The sequence below is a fragment of the Robinsoniella sp. KNHs210 genome (genome assembly GCF_000686105.1).
Classification (GTDB): domain Bacteria; phylum Bacillota; class Clostridia; order Lachnospirales; family Lachnospiraceae; genus Robinsoniella; species Robinsoniella peoriensis.
Genome location: NZ_JMLZ01000002.1, coordinates 597,501 through 616,801, shown reverse-complemented (window position 1 = coordinate 616,801; position 19,301 = coordinate 597,501). Strand labels below are relative to the sequence as shown.

At 42.8% G+C, this 19,301-nt stretch carries 9 protein-coding genes and 4 rRNA genes (1 of these 13 only partly in view); all 13 read right to left on the bottom strand.

Annotation, left to right across the window (positions count from 1 at the left end):
* Positions 1–32: 32 nt before the first annotated feature.
* The gene (locus tag CD03_RS0109515; RefSeq protein ID WP_027293437.1) at positions 33–611 is read right to left on the bottom strand and encodes a dipicolinate synthase subunit B; all 579 of its coding nucleotides are present in this window, start codon (positions 609–611) and stop codon (positions 33–35) included.
* Between the two features lie 6 nt (positions 612–617).
* On the bottom strand, positions 618–1,529 hold the full coding sequence (gene dpsA / locus CD03_RS0109510; protein WP_044289268.1) for a dipicolinate synthase subunit DpsA: 912 nt from the start codon (positions 1,527–1,529) through the stop codon (positions 618–620).
* 132 nt (positions 1,530–1,661) lie between these two features.
* On the bottom strand, positions 1,662–3,455 hold the full coding sequence (locus CD03_RS33035; protein WP_044289267.1) for an alpha-L-rhamnosidase-related protein: 1,794 nt from the start codon (positions 3,453–3,455) through the stop codon (positions 1,662–1,664).
* Between the two features lie 32 nt (positions 3,456–3,487).
* Positions 3,488–4,321 (bottom strand): carbohydrate ABC transporter permease, encoded by an 834-nt coding sequence (locus CD03_RS0109500; protein WP_027293435.1) that lies wholly within the window; start codon positions 4,319–4,321, stop codon positions 3,488–3,490.
* Between the two features lies 1 nt (position 4,322).
* On the bottom strand, positions 4,323–5,165 hold the full coding sequence (locus CD03_RS0109495; RefSeq protein ID WP_027293434.1) for a carbohydrate ABC transporter permease: 843 nt from the start codon (positions 5,163–5,165) through the stop codon (positions 4,323–4,325).
* A gap of 59 nt (positions 5,166–5,224) precedes the next feature.
* Complete coding sequence (locus CD03_RS0109490) at positions 5,225–6,523, bottom strand: ABC transporter substrate-binding protein (protein ID WP_197041651.1); 1,299 nt, start codon at positions 6,521–6,523, stop codon at positions 5,225–5,227.
* Between the two features lie 86 nt (positions 6,524–6,609).
* The gene (locus CD03_RS0109485) at positions 6,610–8,163 is read right to left on the bottom strand and encodes a response regulator transcription factor (protein WP_027293432.1); all 1,554 of its coding nucleotides are present in this window, start codon (positions 8,161–8,163) and stop codon (positions 6,610–6,612) included.
* Positions 8,150–9,946 (bottom strand): sensor histidine kinase, encoded by a 1,797-nt coding sequence (locus CD03_RS0109480; RefSeq protein ID WP_027293431.1) that lies wholly within the window; start codon positions 9,944–9,946, stop codon positions 8,150–8,152. Before CD03_RS0109480 ends, CD03_RS0109485 begins: the two co-directional genes overlap by 14 nt.
* Positions 9,947–10,463: 517 nt before the next feature.
* Positions 10,464–13,365 (bottom strand): 23S ribosomal RNA (locus CD03_RS0109475).
* Positions 13,366–13,610: 245 nt separating this feature from the next.
* Positions 13,611–13,728: ribosomal RNA gene (gene rrf, locus CD03_RS0109470) — 5S ribosomal RNA — on the bottom strand.
* Positions 13,729–13,858: 130 nt separating this feature from the next.
* Positions 13,859–15,389, bottom strand: a 16S ribosomal RNA gene (locus CD03_RS0109460).
* Positions 15,390–15,795: 406 nt separating this feature from the next.
* Entirely contained in the window at positions 15,796–15,936 is a 141-nt protein-coding gene (locus CD03_RS39475) for a DUF6783 domain-containing protein (RefSeq protein ID WP_442969734.1), read from the bottom strand.
* Positions 15,937–16,501: 565 nt separating this feature from the next.
* Positions 16,502–19,301: ribosomal RNA gene (locus CD03_RS0109455) — 23S ribosomal RNA — on the bottom strand; it runs 87 nt beyond the window's last position.
* The 16S, 23S and 5S rRNA genes sit together here, the layout of an rRNA operon.

Genomic DNA, 19,301 nt, shown 5'->3' with positions numbered 1-19,301 from the left:
TCACCTTAACCTTTCTAACAACGTACTTTTATTTACTGAATAATCGGCTGATATTGCCTGCCCTGAAGTGCCGCTTCTACTGCCGGAATCAAAAGTTCCGTATGCGCCACCATTGAATTCGGCTTTTTCACCGGGTCATCCTGACCAAAAGGAACAAAATAAATATGCTTTGCATTTAAAAGCAGTCCGATATTTTTCATATTCATTCCCAATGCATCATTTGTGGAAACAGATACAACTAATGGCTTTTCATTACGCAGATGCGCCTTAGCCGCCATAAGAACAGGGGTATCTGTAATACCATTGGCAAGCTTAGCTATGGTATTTCCGGTACAAGGCAGGATAACCAGCAGATCCAGCAGACTTTTAGGACCGATCGGCTCCGCCTGATTGATTGTCATCATAGGTTTAATACCTGTGATTTTCTCCGCATCCGCTACAAAATCTGCGGCTTTTCCAAATCTGCTGTCAATCGTCTGAGAGGCATTGGAAAAGATAGTCTGTACCTCAGCACCGGCATCCACCAGCTTTTTCAGTTCTTCAAATACTTTTTTATACGTGCAGAATGATCCTGTAAAAGCAACCCCTATTTTTTTACCCTCTAAAGACATATCACTTCACTCCTTCTTAACATGCTGCTGCATTACTTGCATCAATACGTCAGTCATTGCTCTTGCAGATGACTCGGGTGCATATTTTCCAGGAAGCCCCGGACACAGCCATGCCGGAATTCCCAACTCTTTCGCTGCCGTAAAATCAACTCCTCCGGGAGCGGATGCTATATCAATAATAATCGCTTGTTTTTTAACGGACTTTAATAAACTACGGTCCATTATCATGTTGGGAATTGTGTTGAATATAAAAGAATACTGCTTAAGATTATCCTGAATTTCATCAAAGTCAATTACTTCATCTGCTAAAACAGAAGCCTCGGACCGGACATCCGGCCTTCTTGCACAGACAGTAACCTTACAAAACATACCTTTCAAATATGCCGCAAGTGTCTTACCGCATTTTCCATACCCCAGTACCAGACAATGGCTCTTGTGGAGGTTCAGTGGGCTTTTCTGAATCGCTTCCGCAATGGATCCTTCCGCAGTAGCAATGCTATTGTATGTCGCCAATTCTTCGTTTTTCATAAAATCACAGCATACAACACCTTTATCCGCTGCCATAACCTGAAAGCTTTCCGGAATGCAGCCTGCAAAAAAGTACTGTCCTTCCTTTAACGATTCCATCAGTACATTTAAACGCAAATCATCTTTTCCAGTCTGATTGTTCAAATCTATTTTATTTTTAGTCATTGGAACCGGTGCAATTATAATCCCTGACTTTTGAACGGCATTGGTCAAAGACTTTTCACACAGAACAGGATCTCCCTTGATCCCGTCCGTCTTTTTATCCAGGCTTATATCTTTGCATAAACCATAGACACAGACACGGTAACCCTGCTCTGCCAATATCTGAGCCATATAAACCTGGCGCATATCCCCGCCGATTATCCCAAAATCATAAATATTGGTAATCATCCTTGTTCTCCTCGCTGCATAGGCTCTTATTACTATATGATAGCAAAAGTAAATTGCGCACAAAAAAAGATACTTTCCATTGGAAAGCATCTCAATCTGCAAATCGTCTCTTTAATCAGCACCCCCATTTTATCAGCACCCTCTCCTGAAATACCTCCCCAGCAGATAAATCGGGCTGGCTCCCCATGCGTGGCAGAGGCTCTTTCCATAAGGATCGCCATACATTGCATAACGCTCTTTTTCATCTTCACCCGGATCATAGGTTTCCCAAAATGTGGTGGCTCCTTTTTCAACCATTCCGCCCCAATAGTTCCGGATCTGGTCCAAAACATACTGACACTCCCCGATCTTTCCCATCATATCCAGTTCAAAAAATTTAAAATAAGGTGTAACAATCTGCGGGATCTGTTCATTATGAATCACATTTTTAATTATTTTATTTTTCTTATCCACATCTGCAAAATCATATAGCACTGCAAAGATATTAGCATGGCGGGTTACCTGTTTTTTACCGGATGAAAAACTGCTGATATATGCACCCTGGTTCTCATCCCAGAAATGCGTATCTATATCTCTGCACAATTTTTCCAGACGTTCCCGGTAACCGCACTCCTCAATCCCCAGAATTTCAGCCGATAGCAAAATGGCCTCCAGACTCTTTGCAAACAAAATCTGTTCTGCACATACAGCCCCCTCTTTGTCAATATCTGCCCAGTCAATAAAAATCCAGTCATTGCATTTCTTTACAATAAACCCTTCAGCATCCGTTCTGCCAATACAGAATTCCATCAGGCTTTTCATTTTAGGATAAATCAATTTTAAAAATTCTTTATCTTCATATCCCAGATAATATTCATATACACTCATTATCCAGAAAAAAGAATAATCTGTAATCGTATTAATATGACATTCTACCGGATCTTTCCCTCTGAGTGCCAGAATCGTTCGCCTGCTTATATCCTTATCCTGGTAAAGATACTGGTTTATTTTATATGCCTGATAAGCATCCCCTGACCAAATCCAACGGTCTCTCTTAATCCCATCCAGAAAAAATTCTCTGCTGTTCAAATGGAAGGTATATTCCGATATCTCCCAAATTCTATTTAATAAATCATCATTGCACTGAAACCTTTTCACCGGTTCAAGGTGAAGATATTCTTCTTTTGCAGATACTTCAATTTCGTTTGAGGTCTCCACCAGAATATAGCGAAAGGCTCTGTTTCGGAATACCTTTTCTTCCTGTACATGATCAGTCTTTTCATATAGGTAACAATGTTCTTTATCAAGCGCTTCCGTTCTGGATTCCCCATAATAAATGTTAAGTACCCCTTCTTTTCCGCTGCTTCTGATCAAAACCGAAGCAAATATCTCTTTCCCAAAATCGTATAAAATCCCTTCTTCCAACCGTTCTTTGGAAATTGGCACGATATCCTTATATGAAAACGGGAATATGTCGGGCGTTCTGTTTTTATCAAAATACAGCTCATTAAAACCTGCCTGCACCCATTCATCACTGTACATATTTGCTTCCCAGGAAGAATCACTGGCCGCATCCGCTCCCTCTGCATAGAGTGCCGGCAGCCCCTCCAAATGGAATACAACCGCCAAAAAGTCGTGTTCTCCTTCCGGCAATTGAATCATTTCCCCATATGGATATTTTTTTCCATCCACGTCAAAATATCCATTTCCATTTGCATAAACACAGATTCTGGTTTCCTTTTCAAAAACTGCTTTTTTTCGGAATCTCACATTGTGGCAGCAATCATCAAGGCGCCAGAATGCCGGCCACATAATATTCCTTTCTTCTCTCCTGGTATTCACCTTTAATGCGTGATATATCTCAAAATCACCCGGATACCAGATCCACCGTGCTCTTTGACTGTTACTGCCCTCTTGTGCGTTAAATTTGCCATAATTATCTGTCATAGTTCTACCATCTTTCTTCTATATATTAAGGTCTAGCCTTTGACTGCACCATCTACTAATCCCTTTACAATATATTTTTGAGCAAAAATAAAGAAAAGAACCACCGGGATCATAGATAATACCGCGGCTGCAAAAGCCAGATTATAATTTGATGAATACTGACCAAAGAAAACATACTGCTGTATCGGAATTGTTTTCACCGTATCTTTTTGCAAAACCAACAGCGATACATTAAATTCATTCCAGGTCCAAAGTGTCATCAGCGTTGCAATGGTAAAGGTAATGGGTTTTAAAAGAGGAAATATAATACTCCAGAAAATTTTTCCTCCAGTACACCCCTCCATTTTCGCTGCCTCCTCCAATTCCACCGGAAGTGCTTTTACGAATCCTGTATAAAGCATCACTGCAAAAGGAAGATTTACTGCGGCAACAATAATCATAACTCCCATATGGGTATTGAGCATCCCCAGTGATTTGAACATTTTATAAATCGGAATCATTACGGTCTGAAAGGGAAGCATCATAGATGCCATTAATACCATTTCATAGATTTTCATGGAACGTTTATGATAGAACCTGCCGATTGCATATCCCGCAGTAGATGCGCATAATACAATAAGTGCAACCGTCCCCACTGTAATAATAATACTGTTTAAGAAGCTTTGAGCAATTTTAGCCTGTTCCGCTGCCTGGGCAAAATTTTCAAAATGCAATATCTTTGGAAGCCCCAGAACATTGCCGGTTGTTTCTTGTGGGGTCTTAAAAGATAAAAGAATGCTGATCAGAAATGGAGCCAGAAAGACAACTGCCAGCAAATATACAGCAATGTTAGCAACAATTACACCAGGTGTGAATTTTTTTCTCATCTTAGTACTCCACCTCTCTTCTTCTGAAGAATCTCAGCATAAGCGTCCCGATGAGAGCCAGCATCACCATGAAAACAAAAGATACTGCCTGCCCATATCCTGCTTTTTGGAAAGAGAACAGATTTTTATATATATAAATAGCCAGTGTTTCGGAAGACCCTGCCGGACCTCCCCCGGTTGCAGCCATTACTGTACCAAATTCACGAAGGGCGGTAGTAAATGTTAACGTAATGCAGATCGTAAATGTAGGAATCAGCATGGGCAGAGTCACATACCGGAATTGCTGCCATAAAGTTGCACCATCTATCGCCGATGCTTCATAATACATATCCGGGATGTTATCCAGCCCAGCCATATAAATAATCAGATTAGATCCAACTGCATTCCAAAGTGCAATCACGATGATCCCTGAAATTACCGTAGACGGATTTCCTAACAAACTATGTATCCCAAATACTGCCGAAAATACATCTTTGTAAATAAATCCCCATACAAATGCAGCCAGCACAGAGCTGAGTACCATCGGAATAAAGAACACCGTCTTTAAAACCTTACTTCCTTTAATCCATCTGTTCAATAATAATGCCAATATTAAAGATAAAATATTATTCAGTCCGGTGTACCCAATCCCATAAATGAAAGTATTCTTAATTGGCTGCAGTACACTTTTATCTGTAAAAAACGTCTTGAAATTCTGCAAGCCATTATAATTGTATGTTTGAGAAATGCCATCCCAATCCGTAAACGCAATATTAATCCCCATAATAAATGGAATTACAATAGCAAAAATAAATAGAATGGCAGACGGCAATGCAAATAGAAGATAACTCTTGTTCGATTTCATTTCCTCATCCTTTCTGTTCCCACATCCCAAATACCGGGATGTGGAATACTGGAATTATTCTATTTACCTTCAGCCCCTGCGATACGGTCAAACTCTTCATCCAGGTTCTTCAATAATACCTCTACATCCTTCTCTTCCGACAGCAAGTGTTTAGAAACCAGTGTTTCAAGTGCCGTTCTGTATTCATTTGGGAAATTATGGTCAATAGCCCCCTGACTGAACGTCTTGCCGCTTTCCACATAAGCATTGATATCCTGTAATGCAGGATCATCCTCCGGTGCTTTTGCTCCCTTCACAATCGTTGGCGTGTGAGATAGTTCCGATCCTCTGGTCGCCGCTTCCGGAGATGAAATATACGCAAGAAATTTAAGGGCTTCCTCTTTATTCGGTGAATCGCTGTAAACACCCGATCCGGATGCTGCGGACTGAATGACCATAACCGTATCATCTGCCTCATTGCTGTAAGGCATGGCAAAGATCCCAAGGTTAACATCCGGATTCTTTCCCTGCACATGTGTAACAGCCCAGTTTCCGCACAAAATCATTGCCGCTTTTCCAGTTGCCATTAAATCACCGGCACCATTCCAGTCTGTACCAAACGGATCATCATTCGTATATTGAAAACGATCTGTAAAACGCTGAAATTCATCTCTCCAAAGATCACTGTCCACAAATTTTTTCTGTCTGCTGATCACATCAATAATCCCATTTTCATCCTGAGCCAATACCGAGGTAATATAATCCGTCTGCAAATTCCCCGAAATGCACCAGGACTCTTTAAATCCATTGGCAATAGGTACAATACCGGCTGACTGCAGCTTCTGGCAGGCTGCATCAAATTCATCAATTGTTTTGGGCACCTCTTGAATTCCTGCCTGTTTGAACAAATCTTTGTCATAGGTCACGCACATCGTACCAAAGGAGTTAGATACTGCCATTATCTTATCATCTACCGTAAGGCTTGCAAGATCCTTCTTATCAAAGTTCTTCATAAACTCTTCGTTAGAAAGATCCGTAAGGTATCCGTTCTTTGCAAAAGACTTTAATAAATCCCCCTCCACATACATAAGGTCCGGCGCATCGCCGCTTGCGATTTTCGTCTGTACGGATGTCACATAATTATCAAATGCCAGCCTCTGGATATCCACCTTAATATTCGGATTCTCTTCCATAAACTTCTTTGCCATTTCATCTTCCCATTGTGTATCTGTATCCTGCCCCGTATTTTTCATCCAGGTAATCGTAACATTTTTATCCTCTTTATTCCCCGCCTTTGCTTCATTTTGTGCCCCAGCGCAGCCCGTACACAATCCAGCCAGCAATGTACCTACAATAACCGTTGCTAAAACCCTCTTCATTTTCAATTCCTCCTGTTCCTTTTGATAGGTATATTGTAAGTCCTGTAACGGCAGCGGAACAATTAACAAATTATCCATTTCTTTCACTATTTATGGTTTTTAAACTCCTGCACCGTCATATGAGTCATTTTCTTAAAGATCGTGGAGAAATATGTAGTATTTTTGAAACCGACTTCCTCTGCAATCTCATATACTTTCATACCTGTATTTGTAATCAGCTCTTTGGCAAGTTCAATCCGGCATCGATTCATATATGTCACCATATTTTCTCCCGTCTCCTTCTTAAACAAATTAGATAAATAATTTTCGCTAAGTCCTATATAACCAGCTACCTCCCTCAAATTAATATCTTCTTTAAAATGTTCCCGTATGTATGTAATCGCACGGGTAATATCTTTGCTATAAGCCTTTTTTCCAGCCATCATGACTGCGTAAACCGGTCGTAAGTAATTATTCAGTGCCTCCATTTTACCAAGGAAGCTGTTTTCTTTCTCCAAAGATTCTTTTAATCCGTCCAAATCACCCGCAGATATTCTCTTAATTGATTTCTTTTTCAAGACCTCCGTATAAATAAAGATATAGACATCCTGCAACAGTTTATTCAAATACTCCACCGCTGGCTGCTCACGCAATATCTGCTCTCCCAAATGGTGTAATTCTACTGTAAGTCCTTCCATGTCCTGATGAAAAACTGCATATTGCAGAGACTCATAATTCACCTTCACTACAGACGATTCTATAACTGTACCCAGAGACCCGTAATCATAAATCTGATCTTTCCCCAGGTAAACACTTCTTGCAAATGCCGATTCTGCCTGTTTATAAGCCAGCTTTATTCCATCCCATCTGTAGCAAAAATCACTTACACCCAATGTAACTTCCTGATATCCCTTATCCTTTAAGTGATGATAGATATCCATCATAAATTTCTGCTTTTTCTCATGCGCCTCACTCATACTTTTACAAATCCCAAAGTCATATATTAAAAAACATCTGCATTCATCTATCGGACAAAACGCTAAACGCTTCGGCCTGATTATTTTTAAAGTATTAATCGTATCTTTCCCCATGTCCCGGTTTGTTTCAATAATTATAACACTGATTTGCACTTCACTTCCAATTTCTAAAAGCTCCATACATGTCCTTAACTGTTCCCTGGAATACTCCTTTCCTTCCACAATACTTTTCAGGAATCCTTCAATAAAAAAGTTTTCTTTTTGCATTATAAACTGCTGATGCGCTTTCGACTTCTGCATGTGCAGCAATTTATTTTTCATTTCCATAATCACCTGCTCGGTTTTCTCTTCCTCCATATCATATTTCAAAATATAATCTTCAGCCCCGCATTTTAGAGATTCTTTCACAAATTCAAAATCATCGTAAGCACTTAATGCTACAAACAACACGTCCGGATATTCTTGTTTAGCCATTCGGATAAGCTCTACCCCATTTATAAGCGGCATACTCATATCAGTAACAACCAAATGAAATATCTCCTGATGCATGAGCTCCAATGCCTGTTTTCCATTTACAGCTTCCGCTGAAATAACAAAATTATACTTTTTCCAGGGTATCATTTCTTTCGCTGCATATCTGAAATTTTGATCATCGTCAACGATTAGTACTTTATAACTGCTCATAAAGCTCTACCTCCTTCGTTTCCTGATACAATGGCAGTCTGATTTCAATCTTCGTTCCTTCTCCTTCTTCACTAGTAATTCGGAAATCATAAGCATTTTTGTAATATGCAGATAATCTTTCCATTACAATTTTGATACCTATACTATTAAAACCCTTATACTTTTTCTCTTTATGCAAAATCTCATCCAGCCTTTCTTCTGAGAATCCTACTCCATTATCCTCAATCCTTAAGACTAAAGAATGATCCTCTGCTGATACCTTTATCCTTATTTCTCCCTCACCCGTAGACATGTCAATCCCGTGATAAATAGAGTTTTCTACTAATGGCTGCAATATAAACCCCAGCATCTTAAATTCCTTTGCAAGAGGATCCACTTCATAAACAACTTGAAAAGCATCTCCATATTTCGCCTTTTGTAAAAATATATACTGGTGAATGTAGTTTACTTCTTCTTCTACCGTAATGAAAGCATCCGTCTTTTTTATAGCAAAACGCATAAGGGATATTACAGAATCCACCATTTTCTCCACTTCCGGATCATTTTTCTTGTGAGCAAGCCATTTCACAGATCCCAGCGTATTGTAAAGAAAATGGGGATTAATCTGTGCCTGAAGTGCATTAAACTCGGCCTCTTCTTTAGCAAATTTCTCTTTTGCTAAATTGTCAATCAGATTCTCAATCTGAACAGACATATAATTAAACTGTAATCCAAGCATACCAATTTCGTCATAGCTAACCGGCCGGACTCTTGCTTTAAAATCCCCCTTTTCAATCTTCTTCATATTCTCTTCCATAAGTGTTAAATTCCTGGTAATCGTTTTGGATATAATCCAGGTAAATAATATTGCAAATCCAATGCTCACCAGTGCAATTAGAGCAGCTGCCAGAAAAATAAACTCCTCTTTCTTCATCAGTTCCCGCACTTTTATCAGACTTATAACATGCCACTGCTTCTTACTGCTTAAAATACTTGTTACCTGATATTCCTCATTCTCATAACTCACTCTGTAGTTTTTGAGAAAATAATCCTTATCTTCATCAAATACAATTCCCTGTAAAGATTGATTCTCTAAATCATAACAATAGTTTTGCAATACTGCTGAATGGGCATTGGTAATAATAAGATTCTCATTCGATAACAGCTCGTCTCCCCTGTCAATAAAGTCAAAAAAGGTCTGGTTCATAAAAAAGCACAGCAATCCCTTTTCCTCAAAATTCTTGTCATTTACAATCATTCTTACAAATACAATCTCACCATCCAGCACCGTCCATGCAATCGGACTGCTTTTTGTCACTAATCCCCTTAGATCATTCAGCTTCTTTTTAGCATCTGACATATCCTGTACCTCAGTTCCGCTTCTGCTAAACCGATATACCATTCCATACTTTGATTCTAGAATCGCTGCCCTGGAATACTGATAAAGGGATGGCTGCTGTATAATTGTATCTGCAAAGTTCGTGTTCTTCTCCTCGTATTCGACAGAATCATCTTCAATATTTTTCTGCGACAGTAACTCCTTTGTACTCTGAAAATTAACAATTCGATATGATGTACTTTCGAACTCCCCAATACGTTCATCCAGATTATAAGCAATTTGCTTTACCAGGTTATTCGATAACTTTTCAGCATTTTCTACCATAATCTCCTTAAAAATAATAATACCAGCAATACCTGAACATAATATTGCAAATACGCTGACAAATATAAGAGAAATCATAATCTTCCTCTTCAATTTCATATTTTTCAACTGCTTCATCATCAGTAATAGATTATCCCACATAATATTCATCTTTTAGAAGAGCCGATTGGTAATTAAAATATTATTACTTCAATAATACTTCAATAAATCCTGCCCTTCTTACCTCCTCCTTTTCTGATATGATCCCTCCTGATGTTCCCTCCCAATATATTTCCTCCTAATATGTTCCACTAATATATTTCCTCCTAATATGTTTCCTCCTGATATGTTCCCTCCTAATATGTTCCACTAATATATTTCCTCCTAATATGTTCCCTCCTAATATGTTCCCTCCTAATATGTTCCCTCCTAATATCACCTACAGTTTAATACATTACCTTAGAATCTACAATATAATTATTAGTCCCATACGGCACCTGATCCGTAGATAAATTAATCTCGAGCTTATAAAAAAGCGCACAAAAAAAGCAGCTATCCTTAGCTGCCTTACATGCATATACCTTCAAAATCACACATAGAAATTCATCAAATTATCATCCGTTCTTGCATTACCAACTTCGTTGATCATATCAACTTTATTGACATTATCCTAAACCTTATGGATAAGCCTTCGACCTATTAGTATTAGTCAGCTCCATACATTACTGCACTTCCACCTCTAACCTATCTACCTCGTCGTCTTCAAGGGGTCTTACCGCTTATGCGGGGGATATCTCATCTTGAGGGGGGCTTCACGCTTAGATGCCTTCAGCGTTTATCCCTTCCCGACTTGGCTACCCGGCCATGCTCTTGGTAGAACAACCGGTACACCAGAGGTCAGTCCAACCCGGTCCTCTCGTACTAAGGTCAGCTCCTCTCAAATATCCTGCGCCCACGCCGGATAGGGACCGAACTGTCTCACGACGTTCTGAACCCAGCTCGCGTACCGCTTTAATGGGCGAACAGCCCAACCCTTGGGACCTACTACAGCCCCAGGATGCGATGAGCCGACATCGAGGTGCCAAACCACTCCGTCGATGTGAACTCTTGGGAGTGATAAGCCTGTTATCCCCAGGGTAGCTTTTATCCGTTGAGCGATGGCAATCCCACTTTATACCACCGGATCACTAAGTCCTACTTTCGTACCTGCTCCACCCGTCGGTGTCACAGTCAAGCCTTCTTTTGCCTTTGCACTCTGCGAATGGTTTCCAACCATTCTGAGAAGACCTTTGAGCGCCTCCGATACCCTTTCGGAGGCGACCGCCCCAGTCAAACTCCCCGCCTGACATTGTCCCACCACCGGATCACGGTGGCTGGTTAGAAATCCAATACTGCAAGGGTGGTATCCCAACAATGACTCCTTCACAACTGGCGTTGTGAATTCTCAGTCTCCCACCTATCCTGTACATGCAATACCGAATCCCAGTATCAAGCTGGAGTAAAGCTCCATGGGGTCTTTCCGTCCTGGCGCAGGTAACCAGCATCTTCACTGGTATTTCAATTTCACCGGATGCATTGTCGAGACAGTGCTCAAATCATTACGCCTTTCGTGCGGGTCGGAACTTACCCGACAAGGAATTTCGCTACCTTAGGACCGTTATAGTTACGGCCGCCGTTTACTGGGGCTTAAATTCAATGCTTCGCTTGCGCTGACATCTCCTCTTAACCTTCCAGCACCGGGCAGGCGTCAGCCCATATACTTCACCTTGCGGTTTTGCATAGACCTGTGTTTTTGCTAAACAGTTGCTTGAGCCTATTCTCTGCGGCCTCTTTCGAGGCACCCCTTCTCCCGAAGTTACGGGGTCATTTTGCCGAGTTCCTTAACAATGCTTCTTCCGTCGGCCTTAGGATTCTCTCCTCATCCACCTGTGTCGGTTTACGGTACGGGTATAATATAAACAATAGCGGCTTTTCTTGACAGCTGGCTCACACACTTCGCTACTTTAGTTCGCTCCACATCACGTCTTCGGATTGTAGTACGGATTTGCCTTTACTACTCCTACCCCGCTTGTACCGGTTTTTCCATTCCCGGATTGTGCTTTCCATCTGTGTCCCCACAGTTCTGTTATACTATAGTACAGGAATCTCAACCTGTTGTCCATCGACTACGTCTTTCGACCTCGCCTTAGGCCCCGACTTACCCAGAGCAGATCAGCTTTACTCTGGAAACCTTGGATATTCGGCCGGAAGGATTCTCACCTTCCTCTCGCTACTCATTCCAGCATTCTCTCTTCTTAACAATCCACTGCTCCTTACGGTACAGCTTCGTCTCAGTTAAGAATGCTCCTCTACCAATGGGTACACCCGTAGATGTACTTCCATTCCTCAGCTTCGGTGTTGTGTTTCAGCCCCGGACATTTTCGGCGCAGGACCTCTCGACTAGTGAGCTATTACGCACTCTTTTAATGTATGGCTGCTTCTGAGCCAACATCCTAGTTGTCTTCGAAATCCCACATCCTTTTCCACTTAACACACACTTTGGGACCTTAGCTGGAGGTCTGGGCTCTTTCCCTTTTGACTGCCCAACTTATCTCGTGCAGTCTGACTCCCATACATCATCTATACGGCATTCGGAGTTTGATATTCTTTGGTAAGCTTTGACGCCCCCTAGGAAATTCAGTGCTCTACCTCCGTTAGACTAATATGAGGCTAGCCCTAAAGCTATTTCGAGGAGAACCAGCTATCTCCGGGTTCGATTGGAATTTCTCCCCTATCCACACCTCATCGCCACCCTTTTCAACGGATGTGCGTTCGGTCCTCCATTACCTTTTACGGTAACTTCAACCTGGACATGGATAGATCACCCGGTTTCGGGTCTACTCTGACTGACTCTTTCGCCCTATTAAGACTTGGTTTCCCTCCGGCTCCACACCTTGAGTGCTTAACCTTGCCAGCCAGCGTAACTCGCTGGACCGTTCTACAAAAAGTACGCGGTTCCACATATAAAGTGGTTCCACAGCTTGTAAACACAGGGTTTCAGGTTCTTTTTCACTCCCCTCCCGGGGTTCTTTTCACCTTTCCTTCACAGTACTATGCACTATCGGTCACTAAGTAGTATTTAGCCTTGGGGGGTGGTCCCCCCGACTTCCCACAAGGTTTCTCGTGTCTCGTGGTACTTTGGATACTGCCTGCTCTCTTCTGGTTTCAAATACGGGGCTTTCACCCTCTCTGGCCGGATTTCCCAAAACCGTTCTTTTACCATTCAAGTCACGTTATGCAGTCCATAACCCCGGAATGCACGCATTCCGGTTTAGGCTCCTCCCATTTCGCTCGCCGCTACTTTGGGAATCGAGTTTTCTTTCTTTTCCTCCGGGTACTTAGATGTTTCAGTTCCCCGGGTTCCCTTCCATACGTTATGTATTGGCGTATGGATACTTGAGGTTTGCTCAAGTGGGTTTCCCCATTCAGATATCTCCGGATCGTAGGATATTTGCTCCTCCCCGAAGCTTTTCGCAGCTTATCACGTCTTTCATCGGCTCTTAGTGCCAAGGCATCCACCCAGCGCTCTTGTTCGCTTAACCATTTTTTCACCTCACATAGCGTTGTTCGGTGTTGGTTTAGTTTTGTTGCTAGTTTAAAATAATTACCTTTTTTAAAAGATAACTACCTCGGATGTCTTATCTAATTTAGATATTTTTAATTATTTCTATATGTGATTTTCAAGGTACATATTTTACTGACTGAATTTTTATCAGTCATTTAAAACCAAAAGCATTTTGATCTTAAATCACTGGTAAAAACAGTTATTCCATATTATTTTTTTATAATCTGGCAGCCACCTGCTCTCCCACACCGTTACCAGTGCAGTACCATCGGCCGCTTAAGTCTTAACCATCGTGTTCGGGATGGGTACGGGTGTTTCCCCTAAGCGCATCGCCACCAGAAATTTTATATTATTATAGTAATTTCATTTCTGCATTTCGTTCTGCCCGGCTTTTGCCCGGCTTTCCAGAATACTCTTTTTATTACTTAATAATTGAACAGTAAAACAACCTTTACTCATTCTTTCCTTAGAAAGGAGGTGATCCAGCCGCACCTTCCGATACGGCTACCTTGTTACGACTTCACCCCAGTTACCGGCTCCACCTTCGGCAGCTCCCTCCTTACGGTTGGGTCACTGACTTCGGGCATTTCCGACTCCCATGGTGTGACGGGCGGTGTGTACAAGACCCGGGAACGTATTCACCGCGACATTCTGATTCGCGATTACTAGCGATTCCAGCTTCATGTAGTCGAGTTGCAGACTACAATCCGAACTGAGACGTTATTTTTGGGATTTGCTCACCTTCACAGGGCTGCTTCCCTTTGTTTACGCCATTGTAGCACGTGTGTAGCCCAAATCATAAGGGGCATGATGATTTGACGTCATCCCCACCTTCCTCCAGGTTATCCCTGGCAGTCTCTCCAGAGTGCCCAACCGAATTGCTGGCTACTGAAGATAAGGGTTGCGCTCGTTGCGGGACTTAACCCAACATCTCACGACACGAGCTGACGACAACCATGCACCACCTGTCACCTCTGTCCCGAAGGAAAGGACACGTTACTGTCCGGTCAGAGGGATGTCAAGACTTGGTAAGGTTCTTCGCGTTGCTTCGAATTAAACCACATGCTCCACCGCTTGTGCGGGTCCCCGTCAATTCCTTTGAGTTTCATTCTTGCGAACGTACTCCCCAGGTGGAATACTTATTGCGTTAGCTGCGGCACCAAAGAGCTTTGCTCCCTGACACCTAGTATTCATCGTTTACGGCGTGGACTACCAGGGTATCTAATCCTGTTTGCTCCCCACGCTTTCGAGCCTCAACGTCAGTTACAGTCCAGTAAGTCGCCTTCGCCACTGGTGTTCCTCCTAATATCTACGCATTTCACCGCTACACTAGGAATTCCACTTACCTCTCCTGCACTCCAGCCTGACAGTTTCCAATGCAGTCCAGGGGTTGAGCCCCTGCCTTTCACACCAGACTTGCCATGCCGTCTACGCTCCCTTTACACCCAGTAAATCCGGATAACGCTTGCCCCCTACGTATTACCGCGGCTGCTGGCACGTAGTTAGCCGGGGCTTCTTAGTCAGGTACCGTCATTTTCTTCCCTGCTGATAGAAGTTTACATACCGAAATACTTCTTCCTTCACGCGGCGTCGCTGCATCAGGGTTTCCCCCATTGTGCAATATTCCCCACTGCTGCCTCCCGTAGGAGTTTGGGCCGTGTCTCAGTCCCAATGTGGCCGTTCACCCTCTCAGGCCGGCTACTGATCGTCGCCTTGGTAAGCCGTTACCTTACCAACTAGCTAATCAGACGCGGGTCCATCTCATACCACCGGAGTTTTTCACACTGTGCCATGCAGCACTGTGCGCTTATGCGGTATTAGCAGACATTTCTGTCTGTTATCCCCCTGTATGAGGCAGGTCACCCACGCGTTACTCACCCGTCCGCCGCTCAGTCATAAAAATTTCATTCCGAAGAAATCTGTTTTTATGCTTCGCTCGACTTGCATGTGTTAAGCACGCCGCCAGCGTTCATCCTGAGCCAGGATCAAACTCTCAAATAAAGTTTTGATCTTAGTTCAAAAATCAACTACTAGCTAATTTTATCCCTTTATTACTGTTTTAAGGTTGTATCATTTCTGATACGGTTCTTAATTTTGAAATCTCTTTTAATAGAATCTTTCAAGGTTGTTTCACTGTTCAATTATCAAGGTTCTGCTTGTCACCATGTTGTCAGCAACTTTGTTAGTATAACAAGTTAATTGCTTTTTGTCAACAACTTTTTGACATTTTTTAGAATTTCTTTTCTAAATTTGTCGATGTATCGAAGCGACTTGATAATAATAACATCTTCCCAATTAATTGTCAACATATTTTTTCATTTTTTTAAATAATTTATATTTTTTGATTTTTATATTTAATTTAGATAATTTAGCAAGTAATTATCGTCTCTATTATAGAAGATATTTTCTATCTCCTAAAGCGTGTTTTAAAATTGCTTTCTGGCAGCTGTGCGTCACAATTTGTGGGAGATTTCTCCCTGATGAAGGGCGCGTAGCGGGCTACATAACCTGAATTTGGGGCAAATATGCCGCAAAGTGGGGCATGCAAATGGCTGGAATGAATTTTCAAATACTCTCTAGCACTACAGAAAACAGTTTATTAGTGGCTTATGGCTCACTATTCAAAACAATCTTATGAGTTATTACTTGAAATTGAGACTCTGCAGGTTCTTATATTGGGGTTTAGCTGAGAAGGGGACACTTTGTAGATTGAGATGGTGAATAGAAAGATGGTTGATTTATATAAGTTATACACATGTATAGCTTATATTCTTTTTTTCATCCACTTAATTCTTATAATAGTCCATACATATTTCAACCACACTCAAAAGTGTGTTTAAATATTGCTGCTGATTTTACCAAGATATACTGACCAATGTTCTGATCAGTTTGTGCTAGTGATGTGCCATAGCAAATTACATCAATTGAAAACTATGCTGCTGTAAAAAAAGATTCATTCAATAATTATTTGCAAAGAAAAAAGCAGCTATCCTTAGCTGCCTCACATACATATACCTTCAAAATCACACACAGAAATTCATCAAATTATCATCCGTTCTTGCATTACCAACTTCGTTGATCATATCAACTTTATTGACATTATCCTAAACCTTATGGATAAGCCTTCGACCTATTAGTATTAGTCAGCTCCATACATTACTGCACTTCCACCTCTAACCTATCTACCTCGTCGTCTTCAAGGGGTCTTACCACTTATGTGGGGGATATCTCATCTTGAGGGGGGCTTCACGCTTAGATGCCTTCAGCGTTTATCCCTTCCCGACTTGGCTACCCGGCCATGCTCTTGGTAGAACAACCGGTACACCAGAGGTCAGTCCAACCCGGTCCTCTCGTACTAAGGTCAGCTCCTCTCAAATATCCTGCGCCCACGCCGGATAGGGACCGAACTGTCTCACGACGTTCTGAACCCAGCTCGCGTACCGCTTTAATGGGCGAACAGCCCAACCCTTGGGACCTACTACAGCCCCAGGATGCGATGAGCCGACATCGAGGTGCCAAACCACTCCGTCGATGTGAACTCTTGGGAGTGATAAGCCTGTTATCCCCAGGGTAGCTTTTATCCGTTGAGCGATGGCAATCCCACTTTATACCACCGGATCACTAAGTCCTACTTTCGTACCTGCTCCACCCGTCGGTGTCACAGTCAAGCCTTCTTCTGCCTTTGCACTCTGCGAATGGTTTCCAACCATTCTGAGAAGACCTTTGAGCGCCTCCGATACCCTTTCGGAGGCGACCGCCCCAGTCAAACTCCCCGCCTGACATTGTCCCACCACCGGATCACGGTGGCTGGTTAGAAATCCAATACTGCAAGGGTGGTATCCCAACAATGACTCCTTCACAACTGGCGTTGTGAATTCATAGTCTCCCACCTATCCTGTACATGCAATACCGAATCCCAGTATCAAGCTGGAGTAAAGCTCCATGGGGTCTTTCCGTCCTGGCGCAGGTAACCAGCATCTTCACTGGTATTTCAATTTCACCGGATGCATTGTCGAGACAGTGCTCAAATCATTACGCCTTTCGTGCGGGTCGGAACTTACCCGACAAGGAATTTCGCTACCTTAGGACCGTTATAGTTACGGCCGCCGTTTACTGGGGCTTAAATTCAATGCTTCGCTTGCGCTGACATCTCCTCTTAACCTTCCAGCACCGGGCAGGCGTCAGCCCATATACTTCACCTTGCGGTTTTGCATAGACCTGTGTTTTTGCTAAACAGTTGCTTGAGCCTATTCTCTGCGGCCTCTTTCGAGGCACCCCTTCTCCCGAAGTTACGGGGTCATTTTGCCGAGTTCCTTAACAATGCTTCTTCCGTCGGCCTTAGGATTCTCTCCTCATCCACCTGTGTCGGTTTACGGTACGGGTATAATATAAACAATAGCGGCTTTTCTTGACAGCTGGCTCACACACTTCGCTACTTTAGTTCGCTCCACGTCACGTCTTCGGATTGTAGTACGGATTTGCCTTTACTACTCCTACCCCGCTTGTACCGGTTTTTCCATTCCCGGATTGTGCTTTCCATCTGTGTCCCCACAGTTCTGTTATACTATAGTACAGGAATCTCAACCTGTTGTCCATCGACTACGTCTTTCGACCTCGCCTTAGGCCCCGACTTACCCAGAGCAGATCAGCTTTACTCTGGAAACCTTGGATATTCGGCCGGAAGGATTCTCACCTTCCTCTCGCTACTCATTCCAGCATTCTCTCTTCTTAACAATCCACTGCTCCTTACGGTACAGCTTCGTCTCAGTTAAGAATGCTCCTCTACCAATGACTATGTCATTCCTCAGCTTCGGTGTTGTGTTTTAGCCCCGGACATTTTCGGCGCAGGACCTCTCGACTAGTGAGCTATTACGCACTCTTTTAATGTATGGCTGCTTCTGAGCCAACATCCTAGTTGTCTTCGAAATCCCACATCCTTTTCCACTTAACACACACTTTGGGACCTTAGCTGGAGGTCTGGGCTCTTTCCCTTTTGACTGCCCAACTTATCTCGTGCAGTCTGACTCCCATACATCATCTATACGGCATTCGGAGTTTGATATTCTTTGGTAAGCTTTGACGCCCCCTAGGAAATTCAGTGCTCTACCTCCGTTAGACTAATATGAGGCTAGCCCTAAAGCTATTTCGAGGAGAACCAGCTATCTCCGGGTTCGATTGGAATTTCTCCCCTATCCACACCTCATCGCCACCCTTTTCAACGGATGTGCGTTCGGTCCTCCATTACCTTTTACGGTAACTTCAACCTGGACATGGATAGATCACCCGGTTTCGGGTCTACTCTGACTGACTCTTTCGCCCTATTAAGACTTGGTTTCCCTCCGGCTCCACACCTTGAGTGCTTAACCTTGCCAGCCAGCGTAACTCGCTGGACCGTTCTACAAAAAGTACGCGGTTCCACATATAAAGTGGTTCCACAGCTTGTAAACACAGGGTTTCAGGTTCTTTTTCACTCCCCTCCCGGGGTTCTTTTCACCTTTCCTTCACAGTACTATGCACTATCGGTCACTAAGTAGTATTTAGCCTTGGGGGGTGGTCCCCCCGACTTCCCACAAGGTTTCTCGTGTCTCGTGGTACTTTGGATACTGCCTGCTCTCTTCTGGTTTCAAATACGGGGCTTTCACCCTCTCTGGCCGGATTTCCCAAAACCGTTCTTTTACCATTCAAGTCACGTTATGCAGTCCATAACCCCGGAATGCACGCATTCCGGTTTAGGCTCCTCCCATTTCGCTCGCCGCTACTTTGGGAATCGAGTTTTCTTTCTTTTCCTCCGGGTACTTAGATGTTTCAGTTCCCCGGGTTCCCTTCCATACGTTATGTATTGGCGTATGGATACTTGAGGTTTGCTCAAGTGGGTTTCCCCATTCAGATATCTCCGGATCGTAGGATATTTGC